Annotated in this window: 11 protein-coding genes; 8 read left to right on the top strand and 3 right to left on the bottom strand. The window is 68.0% G+C overall.

Annotated elements, in window-relative coordinates; all coding sequences use genetic code 11:
- The 5 genes from E2E30_RS06630 to E2E30_RS06610 all read left to right on the top strand — a co-directional run bounded on the left by E2E30_RS06630 (position 1) and on the right by E2E30_RS06610 (position 7,566).
- Complete coding sequence (locus E2E30_RS06630) at positions 1-1,746, top strand: ABC transporter permease (protein ID WP_133188379.1); 1,746 nt, start codon at positions 1-3, stop codon at positions 1,744-1,746.
- A 10-nt stretch (positions 1,747-1,756) separates the two neighbouring features.
- On the top strand, positions 1,757-3,058 hold the full coding sequence (locus tag E2E30_RS06625) for an ABC transporter ATP-binding protein (protein WP_133188377.1): 1,302 nt from the start codon (positions 1,757-1,759) through the stop codon (positions 3,056-3,058).
- Between the two features lie 376 nt (positions 3,059-3,434).
- Positions 3,435-4,580, top strand: a complete 1,146-nt coding sequence (locus E2E30_RS06620) for an HlyD family secretion protein (protein WP_133188375.1) — start codon at positions 3,435-3,437, stop codon at positions 4,578-4,580.
- Complete coding sequence (locus E2E30_RS06615; RefSeq protein ID WP_133188373.1) at positions 4,577-6,094, top strand: DHA2 family efflux MFS transporter permease subunit; 1,518 nt, start codon at positions 4,577-4,579, stop codon at positions 6,092-6,094. Before E2E30_RS06620 ends, E2E30_RS06615 begins: the two co-directional genes overlap by 4 nt.
- A gap of 5 nt (positions 6,095-6,099) precedes the next feature.
- Positions 6,100-7,566: an efflux transporter outer membrane subunit gene (locus tag E2E30_RS06610; protein WP_240699058.1), complete on the top strand. Its 1,467-nt coding sequence runs from the start codon at positions 6,100-6,102 to the stop codon at positions 7,564-7,566.
- A 26-nt stretch (positions 7,567-7,592) separates the two neighbouring features.
- Here the strand turns inward: E2E30_RS06610 and E2E30_RS06605 are convergent, their stop codons facing one another.
- The 3 genes from E2E30_RS06605 to E2E30_RS06595 form a co-directional block, all read right to left on the bottom strand.
- Entirely contained in the window at positions 7,593-9,977 is a 2,385-nt protein-coding gene (locus E2E30_RS06605) for a hypothetical protein (RefSeq protein WP_240699096.1), read from the bottom strand.
- Between the two features lie 517 nt (positions 9,978-10,494).
- Positions 10,495-11,118, bottom strand: a complete 624-nt coding sequence (locus E2E30_RS06600) for a response regulator transcription factor (RefSeq protein WP_133188366.1) — start codon at positions 11,116-11,118, stop codon at positions 10,495-10,497.
- A 120-nt stretch (positions 11,119-11,238) separates the two neighbouring features.
- Complete coding sequence (locus tag E2E30_RS06595) at positions 11,239-11,928, bottom strand: NAD(P)H-dependent oxidoreductase (RefSeq protein ID WP_133188364.1); 690 nt, start codon at positions 11,926-11,928, stop codon at positions 11,239-11,241.
- A 223-nt stretch (positions 11,929-12,151) separates the two neighbouring features.
- Between E2E30_RS06595 and cydD the strand changes: the two genes are divergently transcribed.
- Genes cydD through E2E30_RS06580 form a run of 3 tightly spaced genes read left to right on the top strand, consistent with a single transcriptional unit; the run spans position 12,152 to position 16,294 of the window.
- A complete protein-coding gene (cydD, locus tag E2E30_RS06590; RefSeq protein WP_133188362.1) occupies positions 12,152-13,810 on the top strand; it encodes a thiol reductant ABC exporter subunit CydD in 1,659 nt (552 codons plus the stop codon).
- On the top strand, positions 13,807-15,471 hold the full coding sequence (locus tag E2E30_RS06585) for an amino acid ABC transporter ATP-binding/permease protein (RefSeq protein ID WP_133188360.1): 1,665 nt from the start codon (positions 13,807-13,809) through the stop codon (positions 15,469-15,471). The genes cydD and E2E30_RS06585 overlap by 4 nt, the downstream gene beginning before the upstream one ends.
- 28 nt (positions 15,472-15,499) lie before the next feature.
- Positions 15,500-16,294, top strand: a complete 795-nt coding sequence (locus E2E30_RS06580) for a universal stress protein (protein ID WP_133188358.1) — start codon at positions 15,500-15,502, stop codon at positions 16,292-16,294.
- Positions 16,295-16,339: the final 45 nt, after the last annotated feature.

The following is a 16,339-nucleotide window of genomic DNA, read 5'->3' as shown; positions in this document are numbered from 1 at the left end:
ATGCAAACGCCCGGATTTCTCGGCTTCTCGCGGCCGCGCCTGAAAGTGCGGTTCGGCTGGCCCGATGCCGCCTTGTTCGCGATCCTTGCTGCGGCCGGGGTAGCGATCGCGGCGGGGGTCAGTGACGCGACGGAGCCGCTAGCGCGACTTCGGCTCGAGCCGGTCGTGCTCGATGCGTGGCAATTGCCGCGCTACGCGTTGCTGACGACGCTACGGTTGTTCGCGGCGCTGGCGGCATCGTTCGTCTTCACGCTGGTCGCGGCGACCGCTGCGGCCAAAAGCCGGCGGGCAGAACTGGTGATTATCCCCGCGCTCGACATCCTCCAGTCGGTGCCGGTGCTGGGCTTCATGACCTTTACCGTCACCGCCTTCATGGGGCTGTTTCCGGGCAGCCGGGTCGGGGTCGAGTGCGCGGCGATCTTTGCGATCTTCACCAGCCAGGCGTGGAACATGGCGTTCAGCCTGTACCAGTCGCTGCGGCAAGTGCCCGCCGATCTCGACGAGGTTGCGCGCGGTTTCGGCCTTTCGCCGCTGCGCAAACTGATACGGCTCGAACTGCCGTTTGCCGCACCAGGCCTCGTGTGGAACGCGATGATGTCGATGTCGGGCGGCTGGTTCTTCGTCGTCGCGTCGGAGGCGATCAGCGTCGGGCATACGCAGATCATGCTGCCGGGGATCGGGTCGTGGCTGGCGATCGCGATCGAGCAGCGCAATCTCAGCGCGGTCGCGCTCGCGGTCGGGGCGATGGCGGTGGTTATCCTGCTGTACGACCAACTCGTCTTCCGTCCGGTGATCGCCTGGGCCGATCGCTTTCGCGTCGAACAGACCGCGAGCGTCGCCCCGCCGAAATCGTGGCTGTTCGACCTGTTCCGGCGCGCGCGGTTGCTTCCGGCGTTCACTGCGCCGCTGCGCGCGGTCGGGCAGATGGTCTATCGGCTCGAACCCGCGCGCCGCCCGATCGCGCAGGAGCGGCACTTCGCCGCCAGGGCGGTCGCCCCGGCAGCGCGCGGGATGCGGCTTTGGGCGGCGGTGGTCGCGCTCACCGCGCTCGCCGCGACGGGCTATGCGATCGACTTCCTCCACCAGACGCTGTCGCTTGCCGATGCGCTGGCGGCGTTGCGCTTCGGGCTGATCACGCTGCTGCGCGTGATCGTGCTGATCATCCTGGCGAGCTTCGTGTGGGTGCCGATCGGCGTGTGGGTCGGGCTGCGGCCGCGCTGGACCTCGCGGATCCAGCCCGTTGCGCAATTTCTCGCGGCGTTCCCGGCCAACGTGCTGTTCCCGATCGCGGTCGTCGCGATCGTCCATTTTCATGCCGATCCCGATGTCTGGCTGTCGCCGCTGATGGTGCTCGGGACGCAATGGTACATCCTGTTCAACGTCATTGCAGGCGCCAGCGCGATCCCGAGCGACATGCGCGAGGCCGCGCAGATGTTCGGGGTGCGCGGCTGGCAATGGTGGCGGCGCCTGATCCTGCCGGGGATCTTCCCCTATTACGTCACCGGCGCGCTGACCGCCTCAGGCGGATCGTGGAACGCGAGCATCGTCGCCGAAGCCGTGTCGTGGGGCAGCACGCGGCTGCGTGCGCAAGGGCTCGGCAGCTATATCGCCGATGCGACCACCGCGGGCGACGGCGCGCGGGTGCTGCTCGGCATCATGGTGATGTCGGTGTTCGTCATCGCGATCAATCGCTTGCTGTTCCGCCCGCTCTATCGCCTGTCCGAACGCCGCCTGCGTCTGTCTTGAGGACCTTATCATGATCCCGCACACCGCCCGCCCCGTCGTCACGCTCGAGCATGTCAGCCATAGTTATGGCGGCGAGCAGGGCGGCCCGCCGATCCTCGAAGACGTCGCGCTCGCCGTGCGCGAGGGCGAGATCGTCGGGCTGCTCGGCCGCTCGGGATCGGGCAAGTCGACGCTGCTGCGCTCGATCGCTGGTCTCGTCCGCCCGTCGAGCGGCGAGCTTCGCTTCGTCCCTGACGCCGATGGCGCGCCGCGCTCGGTCTCGATGGTGTTCCAATCGTTCGCGCTATTCCCGTGGCTGACGGTGCTGCAGAATGTCGAGCTCGGCCTCGAGGCGCAGCGCGTGCCGGCCGAGGAACGCCGCACCCGCGCGCTCGCCGCGATCGATCTGATCGGGCTCGACGGGTTCGAGAACGCCTTTCCCAAGGAACTGTCGGGCGGGATGCGCCAGCGTGTGGGCTTGGCGCGCGCGCTCGTCGTCGAACCGTCGCTGTTGCTGATGGACGAACCCTTCTCGGCACTCGACGTGCTGACCGCCGAGACGCTGCGCACCGATCTGCTCGACCTGTGGGGCGAGGGGAAGCTCGGCATCGCCTCGGTGTTGATTGTCACGCACAATATCGAGGAAGCCGTGCTGATGTGTGACCGCATTCTGGTCCTGTCGTCCAACCCGGGTCGGATCGCGGCCGAGTTCACCGTCGACCTGCCGCAGCCGCGCGACCGGCTCGATCCCGAATTCCGCGAACTGGTCGAACAGATCTACGCGCGGATGACGCAGCGCGCGGCGGTGCCGGTGGCGCTCCCTGGGACGCAGCCCGAACACGGCCTCGACCGGCCGTTGCCCGATGTGTCGATCAACAGCCTGGCGGGCCTGATCGAGGAGATCGAGGCGGCGCCGTTCGAGGGCCGCGCGCCGCTCGCCACGCTCGCCGACACGCTCCAGCTCGAGATCGACGACCTCTTTCCGATCGTCGAGACGCTGCAGATGTTGCAGTTCGTCGATATCGACGATGGCGATGCGGTGCTCACCAAGCGCGGCGCGGCGTTCGCGCAGGAGGATGTCGACCAGCGCAAGGCCAATTTCCGCCGTACGCTCGAACTGCATGTCCGGCTGGCGCGCCACATCCGCGTCGTGCTCGACGAGCGGCCAAGCCACCAAGCGCCGGCGCGGCGCTTCCGCGACGAGCTCGAGGACCATATGTCGCCCGATTTCGCCGCGACCACGCTGCGCACCGTGACCGAATGGGGTCGCTACGCCGAACTGTTCGCGTTCGACGATGACGGCGATCTGTTCTCGCTCGACGATCCGGCCTGATCACGTGTGCCGCCCGGGGGGCGGCGCAAGCCGCTCGCTCAAGGCGGCGGGTGCCGGCCCTGCTGCGCGGAGGGTGATGGCCTTTGCCGTAAGCGCCTGAAGGTCATCTGGAAGAGCGATCATTGCGAGACGGTCGGGGTTTCCGCATGTTCAAACCCGCCCTCTTACGCGCGCAGTAGGGTCGCCGCGCCGCCTTCCACCGCGCATCCGCGCCGGAGCCTTGTCGCCAAATCGCATTAGCCTCTTTCAAAACATAAGCATGCATATTATCTGCTTGCGTGGTATCGGCGGAAGCGGCAAGGCGCGACCGCGGTTGCACGCGCTATCCGAGTCCGATTTTCGTCTGCGGACCGACTGCTTTTCGAGAGCAAAGTCTATGAGTTTGGAAGATTCACCAGGTCGTTCGGCCGACTATCCCACGGTGGAAGACTCGACCCCGATCGTCGCGCCTGCTCCCGTAGTGCAATCCGCCGACCGCCAGCCCCGCGCCCGGCGTCGCTTGCGGACGCCCTTGCTGCTGCTGGCGCCGATCGTCGCGGTGCTGGCCATCGTATATTTCTATCTCAGCGGCGGCCGCTACGAAGCGACCGACAATGGCTATCTCCAGTCCGGGCTTGTCTCGGTCAGCGCGAATGTCAGCGGCCCCGTCGTCGCGATCGCGGTTCACAATAACCAGCGCGTCAGGGCGGGTGACGTCCTGTTCCGGATCGACCCGGCCCCGTATCAGGCGGCCGTCGACGAAGCCGCCGCCGAACTGGCCAGTGCGCGCACCCAGGTCGCCTCGGTGCGGGCAAGCTATCGCGAAGGCGAAGCGACGCTGCAGGCCGGCCGCGACAAGCTCGCTTACGCGCAGCGCGAGGCGGCGCGCCAGAAGGCGCTGCTCGCCGAGGGCATCTCGTCGCAAGCGCAATACGACCAGGCGGTGCTCGCCGCGCAGACCGCGCGCCAGCAGATCGCGACCTCGGTCGAGCAGAATGCCGGCGTCGCCGCGACACTGACCGGCAGCGTCTCCGCGCCGACCGAGCGCCAGCCGTCGGTCCAGCGCGCACAGGCCGCGCTCGAACGCGCGCGGCTCAACCTCGGCTATACGACGGTCCGCGCCGCGCAGGACGGCATCGTCACCAAAGTCGATCAGCTCCAGCTCGGCAGCTACGTCTCGGCGGCAAAGCCGGTGTTCACGCTGGCGGGGACGCGGCTGTGGGTCGAGGGCAATTTCAAGGAAAATCAGCTCGACCATATGCGCGTCGGCCAGCGCGCGACCTTCAAGATCGATGCCTTTCCCGACCTCAAGCTGACCGGCCGCGTCGCGAGCTTCAGCCCCGGCACCGGCAACAGCTTCGCACTGCTCCCGCCCGAGAATGCGACGGGGAACTGGGTCAAGGTGGTCCAGCGCCTGCCGATCGAGTTCAGCATCGACCAAGTGCCGCGCGATATCCCGCTCCACGCCGGGCTGAGCGTCGAGGTCACCGTCGATACCGGCTATCAGCGTCATCTGTTCGGCGCCGCGACGCCGGTGCGATGACGAGCGCCTATCCGGCCCCTGCCGTCCGCAATCTGATCACCGCCTCGGTGATGGCGGCGACCGTGATGAACTCGCTCGACAGCACGATCGCCAACGTCGCGCTGCCGCACATCCAGGGCAGCGTCTCGGCGTCGAGCGAGGAGATCACCTGGGTCCTGACGTCCTACATCGTTGCGGCGGCGATCATGACGCCACTCACCGGCTGGCTCGCCGGGCGCTTCGGGCGGAAGCGGTTGATGCTGTGGTCGATCGTTGGTTTCACTGTCGTGTCGGGCTTGTGCGGGTTGGCCAACAGCCTCGGCGAACTCGTCGGCTTCCGCTTGCTGCAGGGCGTGTTCGGCGCGGCGCTGGTGCCGATGAGCCAGGCGATCCTGCTCGACATCAACCCACCCGAACGCCACGGCCCGGCGATGGCGGTGTGGGGCATGGGCGCGATCCTCGGGCCGATCATCGGCCCCGCGCTCGGCGGCTGGCTGACCGACAATCTCACCTGGCGCTGGGTGTTCTACATCAATCTGCCGATCGGCATCCTCGCCTTTGTCGGTCTGTCGGGCTTTCTCACCGAGACCAAGGACGCCGCGCGACCGCGGCTCGACGTGTTCGGCTTTGCGATGCTCGCGCTCGCGATCGGCGCGTTCCAGCTGATGCTCGATCGCGGACAGACCAAGGACTGGTTCAGCTCGCTCGAAATCTGCATCGAGGGAGGGCTCGCTCTGTTCTTCGGCTATCTCTTCGTCGTCCATACGCTGACCGCGAAAAAGCCCTTCATCGACATCGGGATGTTCAAGGATCGCAATTTCCTGACGGGTTCGATCTTCGGCTTCTTCCTTGGCACCGTGCTGTTCGGCGTGCTCGCTTTGCTGCCGACGATGCTCGAGACGCTGATGGGCTATCCGGTGGTGCTGACCGGGCTCGTCACCGCGCCGCGCGGGATCGGCACGCTGATCTCGATGATCATCGTCGGGCGGATCATCAAGCGCGTCGATGCTCGGCTGCTGATCTTCGTCGGCTTCGCGCTGGCGGCGGTGTCGCTCTACATCATGGCGGGCTTTTCGCTGCAGATGAGCGAGCGGCTGGTGATCGTCTCGGGCTTCATCCAGGGGCTCGGCACCGGGCTGGTCTTCGTGCCGCTGACGACGATCGCGTTCGCGACGCTCGACGTCAAATATCGCAACGAGGGTGCGGCGATGTTCACGCTGACGCGCAATATCGGTTCGGCGGTCGGCATTTCGGTGCTCCAGGCGCTGACGATCCGCAACGCCGCCGCGGTGCATTCGCGACTGACCGAAGGCGTCCGGCCCGACAATCCCGCGCTGGCGCAAGGCTTCGACTTCAATCTCCCAAGCGCGGTCGCGGCGCTCAATGCCCAAGTCACCCGGCAGGCGTCGATGGTCTCCTATATCGACGCCTTCTGGCTGCTGTTCGTGCTGACGCTCGCGGTGATTCCGCTGCTCCTGCTGATGCGCGGCCCGCGCAAGGGCGCGGCCGACGGCCCAACGATCCATATGGACTGATGCCAATGCGCTTTCTCCCGATCCTCCTCGCCGCGACCGCGCTCGCCGGCTGCACCGTCGGCCCCGACTTCGCGCGCCCGCAGACGCCGGGGGTGAGCGGCTACCAGCCACCGAGCGAGCAACGCGTCGCGGTGCGCGGTGCGCCTGCGGTGACGCTCGGCGCGGGGCCGGCGCAGCGCTGGTGGACGGCGTTCGGATCGCCCGAAATGGATGCGCTGGTCGACCGTGCGATCGCCAACAATCGCAGTTTGGCGGCGAGCAATGCGACGCTTGCCGCGGCGCGCGACGAGTTGCGCGCCGTCGCGGGTCGCCGTCTCCCGCAAATCGACGCGAATGCGCGCTTCGATCAGCAGCAAGTCAATCTCGCGGGCTTCGGCTTTTCGGGCAACAATCCGCTCGCGCCCGGCGGTAATCCCGAATTCCATCTCTATTCGGTCGGCGGCGGGATCAGCTATGATCTCGATCTGTTCGGCGGGCTGCGCCGCCAGGTCGAGCAAAGCGCCGCGCAGGTCGAGGCGCAGCAACGCCAGACCGAGGCGGCGCACCTCTCGATCGCCGGGCAGGTGGTCAACCAGGTGCTCACCGTCGCCGCGATCCGTGCGCAGGTCGCGACCGCCAATGCCTTGCTCGCCGAGGATCTGCGCAACGTCGATCTGACGCAGAAGCGGCGGAAGGGCGGCGAGGGTACGCTGGTCGAGGTGCTCAACGCGCAAAGCCAATACACCGCCGATCGCGGCGACATCCCGCAGCTCGAGCAGCGATTGGCCGAAGCGCGGCATCTGCTCGCGACGCTGGTCGGCATCGCGCCGTCGGAGCTCGGCGAGACCGAGTTCGACATCGCCAAGCTGACCTTGCCCACCGCAATCCCGGTCGCGCTGCCGTCCGAGCTCGTCCATCGTCGGCCCGACATCCTCCAGGCCGAAGCCGATCTGCATGCCGCCGCCGCCGGGATCGGTGTCGCGACCGCGCGGCTCTATCCCGACATCACGCTCGGCGCGACGCTGACGCAGGGCGCGCCCGGGATCGGCGATCTCGTCAAGAACGCGTTCCGGGGCTACGACATCTTTGCCGGCGTGACCGCGCCGATCTTCCATGGCGGGACGCTCAAGGCGCAGCGCTCTGCGGCGATCAACCGCGCCAAGGCGAGCGAGGCGACCTATCAGCAGACCGTGCTGAGCGCATTCGGCCAAGTCGCCGATCTGCTCTCGGCGATCCAGAGCGACGCGCGTTCGGTGGTCAACCAGCGCGAGTCGGTCGCGGTCGCCGAACGATCGCGCCATCTGTCGCAACGCAGCTATCAGGTCGGCAATTCGGGCATCCTCCAGGTGCTCGAGACCGAGCGCCTGTATCAGCGTGCCCGCAATGGCCTGGTGCTGGCGCAGACGCGCCAGTTCCTCAACGTGGCGCGGCTATACGTGGCAACGGCAGGCGGCTGGACCGGACCTGCCCCCGAAGCGCCAGTCGCGGGGTAACCACACCCTTTTCAACCGCCGGATCGTTAGGGCGCGGCTACCGTTGCGGTGGCTTCGGGGGCATCGCGCAGCCGCAGGTAGATCCGCCCTTCGGCGCTCGCGCGCGTGGTGATTTCGGTCGCGACGAAACCGTCGGGGATCGCCTGGCTCGGCTGCATCTCGGCGTTCGTCCCGACCGCTTCGATCAGGAAGAAGCGGTTGCCCGTCAGCTTGCAGGCCTTCCGCGCCGCGCAGCTGATCGTGTGGATCTCCGGGAGTCGCACGACCGTGGCGAGCGGCGTCCAGGATGACCCTGCGCCGTCGCTTGCGATGCGGAAGCGCAGGGCGCCATAGGCCGTGGGCCCGAGCGCTTCGGCCGGGTTGATCGAGACGATCCCCGTCTTGGCGTCCTGCAGATCATAGCCCTTGCCCGCCGCGACCATCGTGCTCGTACGCCCGTCGACCGTCCCGATCTCGATGCTTTCGCGCCCCGAAAGCGGGGGGGCGTCGTTGAGGTGGAAGGCAAAGGTCAGTCGCGCGTCCTGCGCAAAGACCGCGGTGCCGGGCAAGGTGATCGGCAAGGCGCCATCACGCACCGGCGCCCGCGCCGTAACGCGGAGCAGCGTCGCCGAGACGCGGTGCGGTGCGATCGTCACGCTCAGCGATTTGTGGCGTCCGCCGACATAGCTGATGTCGGCGGGAAGCGTTGTGCCCGCAGCGAGCGCCATTGCGCCGGCCGGATTGGCGGCCTGCAGCGCGACGCGATCCTGCTTGCCGACGCGAGTCAGCGCGCCCGGCTGGAAGGCGAGGGTGCCGAGCGTCACTCCGATCACTTGGTCGAGCCGCGTGCCGGTCAGTGTGGCCTGGTCGTCACCCGCGTGGAAGCTCAGTTCATCGACGCTGCCCGCTTGCTGCAGCGCGCGCAGCGGCAGCTCGGTCGGCGTCGCGACGCCCTTTTCCTCGATCACGATCGAGACCGTGCCGGGTTCGGATTGCTCGAGCGGGACGGTCGCGACGATTCCGTGCGTGGCCGATTGCTTCCAGCTGAGCGGCTCGACCGCACCATCGCCGCGCCGCAGCCCGATCTTGGTGACGCACCCTGCGCTGCCGCCGGACAGTTGCAGTTCGTTCGAGCGGCCGACGACCAGCGCGGTGCGATCGGTTGCCTTCCACGTCCCGTCGCCTGGCTTGGTCAGGACGTAGCTCGGGCCATCGAACGACGAAAAGCCCCACGCACCGTGCAGTTGCGCCAAGATCACCGGGCCGAACGGCCCGAACGGAATGTCGCCGGTCGCGACGAAGCCGCCAAGGCTTGGATCGGCGCGGACCGGCATCTCGGCTTGCGTCCCGTCAAGCCGCTTGAGCCGTAAGACCATGTCGTGCGCATAGCCCGTGGCATAGACCAGCGGTGCGCCTTCGACTGGCAATATCACTCCTGGTGCGGCGCACAGCATCGTGGCCGGCAGTGGCTGGCGCAGCGGCGGCGGCTTGGGCGCTTCGATCGCCGGGAGCGCGACGACCATCACCGAGGTCGGCTTGGCGAACGAGACCGGCGTGTTGAGCAATACCGTCACAGTGCCGTTACGCTGTTGCGCGAGCGCCGGAATGAACTGGAGCTGGGTCGACTGGAACGCGCCGAACATCCGGAACAGGTCGCGCACCACGCCGATATAGGAGCTGTACGAGCCATAGCCGGCCTGCGGCGTCGCGCTCAACTGGAAGGCGAGGTCGGTCGGCGCGCCGGCGAGCGTGTCGGCGAGCGCCGAACTGTGCGTGTCGGCGAGCAACAGCGTCTCGCGGTCGCCGGTGAGGCACGCCGATTGGACTTCGGTCGGCTGCGCGAGGCATTCGGCCTTGAGCTTGACCGCTAGGCTGCGCGTCAGGACTGGCGAGACGGCGGCAAGGCTCTCGGGGTTCTTGCGCTCGGCACGCTGCATCTCGAGGAGGAAGGTGTCGAGCCGTGCGCGGTCGAGCGAGGCCTGGTTCAGCTCTTGCGCCGCGCGGACGAACGCACCGGGCTGCTTGCGGACCGCGCTGATCACCGCGTTTGCGCCGCCGCCACGCTCGGGGACGATGAACAGCGCCATCTGCTGTGCGTCCTTGGGGACGACGAGCGACAGGCTGGCGTTCTTCTCCCGCCAACTCTCGGCCTCGCGGAACCAGTCCTTACCGGGGCGATCGACCGCGCCGCGCAGGAACACCGCGATCAGCCGATAATGTTCGTCATGCCCCGCAAGGGGGGCGAGCTTGACCGAGATGTGATCGCCTTCGGCGAGGTTGGGCACGCGCTCGAGCGGGAGCGTAACGCCGTCGCGGACCACGCTGACGTCCAGTCGGGGGCCGACAAGGTCGAACGAGGAGGACGCCGCCTCGACGGCGGGCGCCGCCAGCAACAGACCGAGAAGACCGACGATAGGAGAAAAACGCAACACGGTGTCCACGGCTCAATTTCTGCTTGCCGCGGCCTATGCCGTTGGCGTGTGGCGACAATGCGGCTGAAGCCATGCGGCCGCAACCCCGCATGCGGCCAGCTCGCGGTGGTTAGTGACAATCCCCGGCGCCCGCCTGACCCCGCGATCCTGCCTGCGTCGCGATCCCGTCTTGATCGCAGGGTCCCCGGCCCGGATCGCGCTCATCGCGGGGATCGCGCTCCTTGCGGGGCTTGTGAGGTTCGGCGCTCCGGTGATTCCCGTCGACGAGGAATTCCCATACGGCACCGCGCACGCCGTGTCGCCCGGCGCCTTCGCGCGATATCGACGTCTTGGATCGCAAGCCGATCGGCTTGTTTTCGCGCGACATGCCCGCCGCACGGCTACCGCCGCGCTCGGGGGTGCGCGCCTATGAGGCGATGGCAACGGTTTCGCCGGTCGTGCTCGTGCTGCTCGCGGCGGGCGTCGTGGCAGGTGCGATCGCGTCTGGAGCATTGGATCGGACCGGCGGTCCGGGTACTCAACCCCGCGAGCTGCCCAACCCCGCGGCAAAGGCGATCCGCAGCGCTTCGGACAAACTGCGCGCGTGCAGCTTGGACATGATGTTGGCGCGGTGGACTTCGACCGTGCGCGGCGAGATGCCGAAGTCGTAGGCGATCGTCTTGTTGGGCAGCCCTCTCGCCAGGCCCTCGAGGACCTCGCGTTCGCGCGCCGTCAGTGCGCTGATCGCGATCGCAGCGTCGGCCGCGCGCACGGCATCGGCTTCGGAACGATCGATCCGCTCGAACGCCACGGCGAGCGAGTCGAGCAACAGCGCCTTGGCGAAGGGCTTCTCGATGAAATCGACCGCGCCGGCCTTCATTGCTCGCACTGCGATCGAGACATCGCCGTGCCCGGTCAGCACGACGACCGGCATCGCAATGCCGCGTTCGAGCATGGCCTGTTGGACTGCAAGCCCGTCCATCTCGGGCATGCGGACATCGAGCAGTACGCAGCCCATCGCCGCATGCTTCGCCTCCCGGAGGAAATCGACGCCCGACGCCCAGGTCTCGACCGCGAAGCCCGACGTCTTGAGCATGAAGCTTGCCGACCTGCGGATCGCCTCCTCATCGTCGATGATATGGACGAGTCTCTGTTCAGCCACCTTTTCGACTCCGTCCGCCGCGCAGCAGCCTAGGCCGGATTCGGCGGCGGCGCCATCCCGTGCCTGCCCCCGCTGCTAATTGGCACGATTGACCCGCCACGTTCGAGTTCTGTCTTTTCCTTAGTGTGAAAGCTGCAAGCGGCGCGCGTCGTTCTGGCGGGCATGGCGTTCGCTCAGGACAGCGGCGCACGTCCGCCGCGCGACTTCGCGCACATCGGCGAGGCACTGGCGGACATAGGACTCCGATACGCCCTCGACGATCGAGTCGAAATGGACATGTCCGCCATCGACCAATTCGAAGACCGTCGAGAGATAGCTGTCGATGCCCTGCCGGATCGAGGTCCACTGGCCATGTTCTTCAAGCCAGGGCCGGGTAGAGGCGGAAGCGCTGAAGCTGAGCAAGCGTTTGCCGCGCAGTGTCGATACCCGGTCGCCCGAGCGCCGTTCGGGCTCTTCGAAACCCGCGCCCAGCACGCGATCGATATAGCCCTTGATGATCGCGGGCGGCATGCCGACCCACAGCGGGTACACGAAGCTGATGACCGCCGCGGTCTCAAGCACAGCGAGTTCAGCCGCGACATCTGGCGGCTGCCGGTAATCAGGCGCGGTCGGCCGCTCGGAATTGGCGAGCAGCGCGTTAAACCCCATCGCATAGAGATCGCGGATTTCCGCCACCTGGCCACAGGCGCGTACTTCGTCGCAATATGCCTGCGCGACGGCGGTGGTGAAGCTGCCGGCGCCCGGAGAACCGAGCACGACGACATGGCGAAGGGCGGCCTGTTGGGCAGCGGGCGTCGCGCCGTGTGTCATAGCGAGCCCCGCCCGATCGCTGCGGCTCGCTTTGCCGATCCTGATCTGGGCCAACGGGCGGCGTTGCGGGGTGTGCGGTTTGGCATGGGCTCGCTCCTTTGCTGACCCATCGAAGCACGCGCGTTCATCGGTACGCTATACGGGTCTATACGGATCCGGTGGCCGACGGCGGTGAGGGGTATTGCGTATTCGCCGGTGCGATGACGCTCGCTAGGCTATCGCGATGCACTCGATCCCCACGCAGCCCGATCCCGTCAGTGTTGTGCTGCGGCTCAAGTCGATCGTTCCTCTCACGGTGCGGCTTTGGCCTCCGACGGTTTTGCTGCTTGGCGATACGGTGGCGGGGATCGGGTTCGCTGGCGGTCTCGCGGGCGCGGTGGTGCACGTTCCGGCAGGGCTGAGCGCGATGCTGCCATGGTTGGCGCTGCTCGTCGGCGCAGGCTGCGCGCGCGGGGTATGTGCGCTGCTTGCGGCGCGCGTCGGCGCGGACGCGGCGCGGCGGACCAAGCGAACGCTCCGCGCCGCGCTCGTTACGGATCTGCTGGCGCGCGCGCCGGGCGGGCACGCGACGATGGGCACCCTGCTGGCCACGTGCGTCGATGAGGTCGAAGCGACAGATGGCTATGTCGCGCGCTTCCTTCCGGCACGCGCTACGGCTGGATTGGCGCCGCTCCTGGTGATCGCCGCCGCCGCGCTCGCCAGTCCGATCGCGTCGGCGATCCTCGTCGTCACGCTCATCCCATTCCTTGCTGCGATGATTCTTGCAGGCGGGGCCGCCGCTGACGAATCGCGGCGGCAGTTCGGTGCGATGTCGCGGCTTTCGGGCCTGTTCGCCGATCGCATCCGCGCCTTGCCGATCCTGCTCGCGTTCGGCGGGGAACAGCGTGAAGCCGAACGTCTGGCGCGCGCTTCGGAAGAAGTGGCGCGGCGCACGATGCGCGTCCTGCGTGTCGCGTTCCTGTCGTCTGGCGCGCTCGAATTCTTCGCCGCGCTGTCGGTGGCGCTGGTGGCGGTCTATGCCGGGTTCAACGTGCTTGGATTGCTGCCGTTTCCGGTGCCCGAAAAGCTCGATCTGGCGCGGGCGTTCTTCGTGTTGGCGCTGGCGCCAGAATTCTATTTGCCGATGCGCCGGCTCGCCGCCGCCTATCATGACAAGCAAGCCGCACAGACCGCGGTCGAGCGCTTCCCCGATGCGCTGTTCGCCCCCTCGACCGCGCCGGTCGCCCAGCGCGCGCCCGAAACCGCGCCACGGATCACGCTCACGGATGTGGCGATCGCTTATGCCGGAACCGATACACCGGCGATCCGTGATTTCTCGCTCGATATCGCGCCGGGGACGATCGTCGCAGTGCTCGGCCCGTCGGGGAGCGGCAAGAGCAGTCTGCTGCATCTCCTCCTCGGGCTGGCGCCGCTGAGCGCGGGACGCGTGACGGTCGACGGTGTCGCGCTTGGTGAGGGTGTTACGCTGGCGCCGGCCTCCGCCTGGGTCGGGCAGACGCCGTTGATCATCACGGGGACGCTGCGTGCGAATATTGCGCTCGCCTGGCCGGCCGCGACGGCGCGCGAGATCGAGCATGCAGCGCGGCGCGCGGGGCTCGGGCCGATGCTTGCGGTGCGCGGGCTCGACGCGCCGATCGACGCGCGTGGCGGCGGATTGTCGGGCGGCGAGATCCGGCGCATCGCGCTCGCGCGCGCGCTGCTCAAGCCGAGCACGGTGCTGTTGCTCGACGAACCGACCGCGCATCTCGATCCGGTCGCCGAAGCGACGCTGATCGAAACGATCCGCACGGCGTGCTGCGGACGCACCACGCTCATCGCGACGCACAGCGCTGCGCTCGCGGCGATCGCTGACCGGACGGTCTCGCTGGAGCTGCACGCGTGACCGCGCTCGACGCGTTGCTGGGCGAACAGCGCATCCGCCAGCGGCCGATGCTGGTGCGCGCGGCGGGCTATGCCGCGCTGGTCGCGGCGGCTTCCGTGCTGTTGCTCGGGCTTTCGGGATGGTTCCTTACCGCCGCGGCGATCGCCGGGCTCGCCGGGCCGGTCGTCGCGCAGGGGTTCAACTATATGCTGCCGAGCGCAGGGATCCGTCTGCTGGCGATCGTGCGGACCGGTGCCCGTTATGGCGAGCGTCTCGCCAGCCACGAGGCGGCGTTCGGCGCGCTCGCGCGAGTCCGCCCGGCGCTCTTTCGCGCGATCGCGGCGGCACCGGTGGCGCGCGCGCTGTCCTTCTCGACGGGCGAGGCGACGGCACGGATCGTCCAGGACGTCGCCGTGATCGAGACGCGCTTTGCAATGGCGTCGGCGCCGTGGGGAATGGCTGCGGCGGCGGTTGCAGGGGCGGGCCTGACGGTCCTGGGCGGGTGGGAGGCGGCGGCGGCGACACTCGCGTGCCTCGGCACGCTGCTCCTCGTCGCAGATCGGCTCGCGACCGCGCTGGAGGCACCGGGGCGGGCGGTGCAACGCGCGACCGGGGCGTTGAAGGACGAGCTCGCCGCACAGGCTGCCGCCGCTGCCGAGCTCCGCTGTTACGCCCTCGAAGGCTGGGCCGCGGCGCGAATTGCCGAACGGAGCGAGACACTCGGGGACGCCGTCGAAGCGCAAGCTGCGGTGCTGGGCTGGTTCGAACTGGCGCAGGCAGTGGCAATCGCGGTCGCTGCGGGTGCGGTGGTCGTGCTTGCGCGGGGGCATGGTGCGGCAGTGATGGCGCTCGCCGCGCTCGCCGCGGCGATGACGATCGATGGCGCCGCACCGTTGGTGCGAAGCCTGGCGCAGCGCGGCGCAGTCCGCGAGGCGGAGGCGCGGCTGGGCGCACTGCTCGACGGCGGATCACTATCACCGACACGCCAACTGGCGGTCGCGTGGCCATCGATTACCTTTGCGCTTGCCGATGGCCCGCTGCTTCCCGGCGCACGAGTCCAGCTTGCCGGACGTTCGGGAGCCGGCAAGACACGCTTGGTCGAGACGCTGCTCGGCCTTCGCCCCGCCGAGCGCGGACAGGTCTGGTTCGACGATCGCGACCTCGTCGATATCGCGAGCGACCTCCGCCGCGAGATCTTCGGCTGGGTGCCGCAGGACGCGGCTTTGCTGTCGGGAAGCGTCCGCGACAATCTGCTGCTAGGCTGTGCGCAGGCCGACGAGGCGGCGCTCTGGCAGGCGCTTCACGATGCCGCGCTCGACATGCGGGTACACGGTTTGCCGCAGGGGCTCGACAGCTGGATCGGCGAGAACGGTGCGCGGCTGTCGGGCGGCGAACGGCGGCGGCTTGCGCTCGCGCGGGCCTATCTCCGCCCGGCGTCGTGGCTGGTGCTCGACGAGCCGAGCGAAGGGCTCGACGCCGCGACCGAGGAGGTGGTTATAGCGCGCCTCGCCGCCCGCCTGACGAGAACGCGGCAAGGGCTGTTGTTGGTCAGCCACCGGCCGGCGTTCGCCGCATTCTGCGACCAAGTCGTATCGCTCGACGTGCCAGGGTGGGCGCTGCCGGGCGGTCCGCCGCGCGTATCCGTAGGTTTCCCGATATCGGCGGGTGCCGCCGCCGCATAGCGTCGCATCACCATCAAGGGAGGCGGCGATGAAGAATGTTCTATTGCTCGTGCACGACGATACCGGGCAGGAATCGCGGATCCAGGCTGCGCTCGATCTGACCCGTGCGCTCGACGGCCATTTGTCGTGCGTCGACGTCGTGGTTCCGGCAACGCTCAACGGTGATTATTATGGCATCGCCGCGGTCGGCCTGCTCGAGGACGAACGGACTCGCGAATCCGAAAACAAGACCGAAATCGTCGCTCGGCTCGCCCGCGAGGATGTACGCTGGGATTGGACCGACGCGACTGGGCCGCTCGCGGACTCGGTGCTCGACGTGGCGAAGCTCGCCGACCTGATCGTCCTGAGCCGCAAGCTCACCGATGACCGCGATCCCGACATGCGAGACGTCGCGAGCCGCGTGCTGATGCAAGCGCGCACGCCGATCGTCGCGGTGCCCGACACGCTGACGCGGCTTGCGCTCGCGCGCGTGCTGATCGCCTGGGATGGTCAGGGATCGGCAGCCGCGACGCTGCGGGCGTGCGTGCCGCTGCTGGCGCTTGCCGACGCGGTCGAGATCTTCATGGCGCGCGATGGCGGCGAGCGCACCGAGCCGACCGAGGCGGCGGAATATCTTTCGCGTCATGGCATCCACGCGACCATCCGGACGATCGACGACGGACTAACCGCCCCCGATCGTTTGATCGAGGCCGAAGCCGAACGCTTCAACGCCGATTACATCCTTATGGGCGGCTATACCCACGGTCGCCTGCTCGAGACGTTCGGCGGGGTGACCAAGCGGATGCTGGGCATTTGCAAACTGCCGTTGGTGCTGAGCCACTGAACGCATCCGCGCGGTCCTCCGTAGAATCCCGTAGCGCGCGGTCCG

Origin of the sequence: Sphingomonas sp. AAP5 (assembly GCF_004354345.1) — a bacterium.
GTDB classification, from domain to species: Bacteria; Pseudomonadota; Alphaproteobacteria; order Sphingomonadales; family Sphingomonadaceae; genus Sphingomonas; species Sphingomonas glacialis.
Note: the sequence above shows the minus strand (reverse complement) of the source record. Positions and strands in the feature narration are given on the sequence as shown.

Bases quoted from the DNA above. Each gene is read 5' to 3' on its own strand.
- E2E30_RS06630 (WP_133188379.1), top strand. From the start codon at position 1: ATGCAAACGCCCGGATTTCTCGGCTTCTCGCGGCCGCGCCTGAAAGTG.
- E2E30_RS06625 (WP_133188377.1), top strand. From the start codon at position 1,757: ATGATCCCGCACACCGCCCGCCCCGTCGTCACGCTCGAGCATGTCAGC.
- E2E30_RS06620 (WP_133188375.1), top strand. From the start codon at position 3,435: ATGAGTTTGGAAGATTCACCAGGTCGTTCGGCCGACTATCCCACGGTG.
- E2E30_RS06615 (WP_133188373.1), top strand. From the start codon at position 4,577: ATGACGAGCGCCTATCCGGCCCCTGCCGTCCGCAATCTGATCACCGCC.
- E2E30_RS06610 (WP_240699058.1), top strand. From the start codon at position 6,100: ATGCGCTTTCTCCCGATCCTCCTCGCCGCGACCGCGCTCGCCGGCTGC.
- E2E30_RS06595 (WP_133188364.1), bottom strand. From the start codon at position 11,928: ATGACACACGGCGCGACGCCCGCTGCCCAACAGGCCGCCCTTCGCCAT.
- cydD (WP_133188362.1), top strand. From the start codon at position 12,152: ATGCACTCGATCCCCACGCAGCCCGATCCCGTCAGTGTTGTGCTGCGG.
- E2E30_RS06580 (WP_133188358.1), top strand. From the start codon at position 15,500: ATGAAGAATGTTCTATTGCTCGTGCACGACGATACCGGGCAGGAATCG.